Here is a 5,021-nt window from a genome sequence, read left to right as displayed (position 1 = left end):
AAATCCGTTGGCCGGAGGATTCCACGCTGGTGGCCATCCTGCGGGACCATGCCCCGATCACGCCCAGCCGGGACGACGTGATTGACGGCGGCGACGAGCTGTTCTTTGTCACCACGATCGCTGCCGAGGACGAGTTGCGCGGCTTGCTCTCCCCGGACTCCTCCGAATCTCCAGAGCCCCGGCCTGCGGAAGACGCAGGTCACCTGGAGCAGCAAGGTCCCGAGGACGACGGGTTCGACGGGTAAGCGGCTAGCCTTTCGCGGGCGCGCCGTCCGCCGCCTCGTCGTCAACCGGGGCCGGCTTGGTGATGAGCCATGCGATCCAGACTCCCAGGATGTACAGGGGCGCACCCATGATGAGCCGGGTGGTAGCCAGCGCGGCAAACCCTTCCGGTCCCAGGAGGTAGAGGGGAACCTGCACCACAAGCCTGAGCACCAGGACTGCCACGATAATCCAAGTGCCGACCCGGTACGCCTTGAGCCGGGCCGGGTCCTTGCGCCAGTCAAGGCCCTCATTGCGGATGAACCCGAACAGCAACCCGGCCACCGGCCACTTGACGAGAATCGAAATCACCATTGCCACGATGTAGGCCGCGTTGGTGAAGAAGCCCGGCAGGTAGAAGTCCTCGGCTTTTCCTGTGGTGTTGGCGAGCCAGGCGGAGATGCCCACACCCACGACGCCAGCCAGTGCCTGCGTCAGGGGACGCCGCTGCACCAGCCTGACCACGGTGAAGACTGCCGCGACAGCCAGCGCGGCCACCAGGGAGGCCGTAAGGTCCTGGGTGATGGTGTACGTCACGAGGAACAACAGTCCCGGGAGGATGCTTTCGGCAATGCCCTGGACACCGCCGGCGCTGCGCAGCACATCAACCTGGCCGTCATGGGTCCGGTGCAGCCCTGCTTTTGCGGCGTAGTCTGCAGCGAAACCAGCTACCGGGGAGGGGTCCTGGCCCATACCGTCCGGCAGTTTGTCCTTGTCGGCGCCATCCGGACCAGTCCCCTTCGGGCCCGCGCCGTTCGGACCTGTTGCACCGGAGGACGGGTTGGGCTGTGGTGCAGTCATTCGTTCTCCTGGTGGGACAGTATCTCGTAGTGTGGATTGAACATGGTGGGCAGGCCGTCGACACGGGACAGCATGCCTTTGAGCCGCACTTCAGTGCCCGCGTCGATGCCCGGCACGCGCCGCCGTCCCAGCCACACCACACGAAGCCGCCCTCGGGGACCGGCAACAGCACCGGCTCGCGATTCACGGGGATCAGCGTCCGAGACCATGGCACTGAAGGCAGCCGTCTGGTCCGCCGGCACATAAGTCACGGATTCGATGCGGCCGCGGCAGACCACCCGGCCTTTGTCCGGCAGCCGCCTGAGGGGAACATCGTCGCTTTCGTTCAGCGGAGCTCCCCCAGGCGCATTGTCAGCCAATCTGTGTAATTTCAGGACCACGTTCAGGTTCCTGAAGTGCAGGTGCAGCAGGCGGTGGCGTGGTGGTGGCGTCCTTAGGAAGCCGGAGCTGCAGCAGGTCGCGCGGCGGCATGGGGCTGTCGCCGCGGATCACAACTACCTGGCGGAACAGCGCTTCGAGGGGTTCCGCCGCAGGGCGCTCCAGTGCAGCGGCTCCACCCAGTACGCCGCGCAGGAACCAGCGGGGGCCGTCCACTCCAATGAAGCGTGCCACCCGGTAGCCTTGGCTGCCGTCCGGCAGTCCCGCGGGCAGCTTAGCCACGAGCTCGGTTCCGAACGTGCCCTCGACCTCCTCGACCTGTCCGCCCTGTACTCCCACGGACTGGCCGATCTGCTCGCGGATCTCGTCCCAAAGCCCTTCGCTTTTGGGGGCTGCGAAAGCTTGGAGCTGGAGGCTGGAACCATTGAGGTCCAGGGTCACCGCGACGACGCGCTGGGTGGCTTCTTCCACCTCGAGCCGGAGCTGGAGGCCCTCGCTGGGGGTGATCAGGAGGGCGCCCAGGTCGACGTAGCCGTCGCGGCTGCCGATTTCCGATTCGTCGAAAGGGCCGTTCGAGCGGCGTCCGGAACTGTCCACTGCCTCTTCTGCAGTCTCCGCCGCAGCGGACACGTCGTCCGGTTCGGCTGCTTGTTCCTTCTTGGCTTTCCTGCCGAGCCCAAAGACCATTGGGGTTTCTCCTTATGTGTGAAGTTGCCGGTCCGGCCCGTGGGGGTCCCGCCGTCGTGCTCTATTGCCGTCCGGCACGCAAATGCCAGTGCGGCAGAACGGGTTGGGGAAGAGATAAGGGTCAGGCTTCCGGCAGGTTGAAGCCGCCGGTGGAGCCGAAACCTCCAGTGCCACGTACCGATCCGCTCAATTCGTTGACGGAGATGAACTGCGCGTACTCCACGCGCTGAATAACCATCTGCGCAATTCTATCGCCGCGGCGCAGCTCGATGCTTTGCTTCGCGTCGGTGTTCAGGAGGGTGACAGCGATCTCGCCGCGGTAGCCGGCGTCCACAGTTCCTGGAGCGTTCACAATGGTGAGCCCGTGCTTGGTGGCCAGGCCTGAACGGGGATGGATCAATGCGACGAACCCTTCAGGCAGGGCGATGGCCACTCCCGTGGGGACCAGCTTCCGCTCCCCCGGCTGCAGCACAACGTCCACGCGGGCGCGAAGGTCGGCGCCGGCGTCGCCCGGATGGGCATAGGACGGGGCCTCCAGGCCCGGATCCAGCATCTTCAGCTGGACCTGGAGGGTGGGAGCACCGGAAGCCACGGCGGACGCGGTTGCTTCAAGATGGAGAGTATCTACTGTGGCGGGATCATCAGTCACAGTCACTCACTCTAACCCGCGCCCCCAAATCAGTCCTAGGTCAGGCCCCCTGCCCTGGGACGGAACCAGGGGAGGAAGCGGCCGCACCGGGGAGGAGATGCCGGTAAGGGGGCGGCCCCACGCAAGATGAAATAGCCGCGGAAAGATGGAAGGCTGGGCACATGCCCGAATCAAGCTCCTCCGCGCCCGTACCCCAGAGACCGTCCACCGGGTCTGCGGTGATCTATAAGGAGAAGCTCTGGCCCAACGTCTGGATCTGGATCATCGCTGCAGGCGTGGCAGGAGCGGGCATCCTGGTATTTGCACCCATCAGCACAGCAGCCGGGTTCACTGCTGCCGGCGTGCTTTTCGTCATCATGGCAGTTCTCCTGGTCCTGTCCACCCCGGCCATCGTGGTTACCGATGATTCCCTGACCGTGGGCCGGGCCAGCATCGAGCGCCGGTTCGTGGGCGCCGTTGAGGCATTCCGGGGTCCGGAAGCAACAGCCGAACGCGGGACCCGGCTGAACGCCCTCGCCTACCTCTGCATCCGCGGCTGGATCGACCCCGTGGTCAAGATCGGGATCACGGATCCGTCGGACCAAACGCCGTACTGGCTGGCCTCCACCCGGCGGCCCGACGAACTGACGGCGGCCCTCTCCCGCCGGTGACGTGCCCCTTCGGTGGCTATGCACCGCCGGTGACAAGTCCGCCCAGCCCGCATGCCGCCGTCGTCATAACTGCATTTCCTTTTGCCGGCCTACCTGGGTTGCTGGCTGCTTAGGCCAGCTCGCGGATTACCCTTCGCATTCCTTGCAGTAGAAGCGCCCTTCCTTCTCCCGGGCAATTTGGGAGCGGTGCCGGACCAGGAAGCACGAAGAACAGGTGAACTCGTCCGCTTGGGCGGGAACCACCTGAACCGTCAGTTCTTCGCCGGAAAGGTCAGCGCCGGGCAGCTCGTAGCCTGCGGCAAGATCACTTTCGTCTTCGTCCACCACCGCAACCGGTTTGTCGGAGCGCCTGGTTTTCAGCTCTTCGATGGAATCCTCTCCGAGCTCTTCCTCAGACTTGCGCGGCGCATCATAATCGGTGGCCATTGTCGCCGTATCCTTCTTCCTTTTGCCGGCCTGTGAACAACATCCTGCATAACGCTGGATGACGCGTGTTTGTGCCCGGCCCGGTGGGTCCCGCCCGCCCGGAAGCGACCCTTCCACCCAGCGCCGGGCCGGAATATCGCGGCGCGCCCTGCCCCTTGAGCCAAAACGGGAGCACCGGGTGGCAGAGTTTCGATTGATAGTAATGCCAGGGTGGAGGATTTGTATGCAGGATCTACGGCTTGTAGGCGTGCACGACGACGGGGCGCATCTCCTGTTGAGCGGTGCCGGCGGCGAGATGTTCCAGCTGCCGATCGACGAAGCGCTGAGGACCGCGACCAGGTCAGCCGCGAGGCCGCCGGCCGAGCGGTCTGCCATTCCCATGTCTCCCAGGGACATCCAGGCCCGGATTCGGGCAGGTGCGACTGCTGCGGACGTGGCGGAACTCTCGGGCCTGCCGCTGGCAAAGGTCGAACGCTACGAGGGGCCGGTCCTGGCCGAACGCGAGTACGTTGCCCAGCAGGCACGGAAGGTTGAGGTTGCCTCGCCCTCGCCAGGCCACGACATCTACCGGTCCACTTTTGGGGACAATCCCGCCACCCTGGCTGACATGGTTGCGCACCGGCTGTCTGCCCATGGCATTGATCCATCCACAGTGGAGTGGGATTCCTGGCGGCGCCAAGACGGTACCTGGACGGTCTCGGCCGGATTCGAAACCAATACCGGTGGAAAGGCCGGCATTGGCGAGGAACCTCCGGCACTATGGACGTTCAGCCCGGCCAGGAAGTCCCTGCAGAACGCAAACCGGTGGGCGCAGCAGCTCAGTGAGCTTGAGCCCTTGGATGGTCCAGTCCCGGCGCGCAGGCTCTCTGCCGTCTCCGACCGCCCCTTCGACTTCGAAACCGACGCCGACGCTGCCCGCCCTTCACCCCGTCCCGCTCCCGAGGCCGAGCAGGCGGACAGCAAGGAAGACGGACTCCTGGACATGCTGCGCTCGCGCCGCGGACAGCGCCTGGGTGTGGACGAGGATTCTGACGACGCCCTGGCGCTGCTCCTGACCCACGGCGTGCCCGCTGCCCACCCGAGGCCCTCGGAATTGATACCTGAACCGGAGGAGCCCGGCGACGGGTCGCAGGATGACGCCCCCGAATCCCCTGCCGCACAGGCGAATT

The 5,021-nt window shown here is 65.4% G+C and carries 8 protein-coding genes; 3 read left to right on the top strand and 5 right to left on the bottom strand.

Going from position 1 to position 5,021, the window contains the following annotated elements:
- Positions 1–245, top strand: a 245-nt coding sequence (locus tag AC5RWX_RS29975) for a TrkA C-terminal domain-containing protein (protein WP_494099859.1), incomplete at its 5' end; no start/stop codon positions are given.
- A gap of 4 nt (positions 246–249) precedes the next feature.
- Here the strand turns inward: AC5RWX_RS29975 and AC5RWX_RS29970 are convergent.
- From AC5RWX_RS29970 to dut, 4 genes are all read right to left on the bottom strand, one after another.
- On the bottom strand, positions 250–1,062 hold the full coding sequence (locus AC5RWX_RS29970; protein ID WP_494099858.1) for a DUF3159 domain-containing protein: 813 nt from the start codon (positions 1,060–1,062) through the stop codon (positions 250–252).
- Positions 1,059–1,421, bottom strand: a complete 363-nt coding sequence (locus AC5RWX_RS29965; protein WP_494099857.1) for a single stranded DNA-binding domain-containing protein — start codon at positions 1,419–1,421, stop codon at positions 1,059–1,061. Before AC5RWX_RS29965 ends, AC5RWX_RS29970 begins: the two co-directional genes overlap by 4 nt.
- Positions 1,414–2,127 (bottom strand): DUF3710 domain-containing protein, encoded by a 714-nt coding sequence (locus AC5RWX_RS29960; protein ID WP_494099856.1) that lies wholly within the window; start codon positions 2,125–2,127, stop codon positions 1,414–1,416. Before AC5RWX_RS29960 ends, AC5RWX_RS29965 begins: the two co-directional genes overlap by 8 nt.
- Before the next feature lie 121 nt (positions 2,128–2,248).
- Complete coding sequence (gene dut, locus AC5RWX_RS29955) at positions 2,249–2,776, bottom strand: dUTP diphosphatase (RefSeq protein ID WP_494099855.1); 528 nt, start codon at positions 2,774–2,776, stop codon at positions 2,249–2,251.
- A 161-nt stretch (positions 2,777–2,937) separates the two neighbouring features.
- Here dut and AC5RWX_RS29950 point away from each other — a divergent pair, with 161 nt between their 5' ends.
- On the top strand, positions 2,938–3,426 hold the full coding sequence (locus AC5RWX_RS29950; protein WP_494099854.1) for a DUF3093 domain-containing protein: 489 nt from the start codon (positions 2,938–2,940) through the stop codon (positions 3,424–3,426).
- A 126-nt stretch (positions 3,427–3,552) separates the two neighbouring features.
- Here AC5RWX_RS29950 and AC5RWX_RS29945 read toward each other — a convergent pair whose 3' ends face one another.
- The gene (locus AC5RWX_RS29945; RefSeq protein WP_494099853.1) at positions 3,553–3,852 is read right to left on the bottom strand and encodes a DUF4193 domain-containing protein; all 300 of its coding nucleotides are present in this window, start codon (positions 3,850–3,852) and stop codon (positions 3,553–3,555) included.
- Positions 3,853–4,075: 223 nt separating this feature from the next.
- On the opposite strand from AC5RWX_RS29945, the gene sepH reads away from it, so the two are divergent.
- On the top strand, positions 4,076–5,021 hold a 946-nt coding region (sepH, locus tag AC5RWX_RS29940), incomplete at its 3' end, for a septation protein SepH (RefSeq protein WP_494099852.1).

Source organism: Arthrobacter sp. SPT-J7 (genome assembly GCF_059089965.1).
Note: the sequence above shows the minus strand (reverse complement) of the source record. Positions and strands in the feature narration are given on the sequence as shown.

Coding starts and splice junctions, on each gene's coding strand:
- AC5RWX_RS29970 (WP_494099858.1), bottom strand. CDS start 1,062: ATGACTGCACCACAGCCCAACCCGTCCTCCGGTGCAACAGGTCCGAAC.
- AC5RWX_RS29960 (WP_494099856.1), bottom strand. CDS start 2,127: ATGGTCTTTGGGCTCGGCAGGAAAGCCAAGAAGGAACAAGCAGCCGAA.
- AC5RWX_RS29950 (WP_494099854.1), top strand. CDS start 2,938: ATGCCCGAATCAAGCTCCTCCGCGCCCGTACCCCAGAGACCGTCCACC.
- AC5RWX_RS29945 (WP_494099853.1), bottom strand. CDS start 3,852: ATGGCCACCGATTATGATGCGCCGCGCAAGTCTGAGGAAGAGCTCGGA.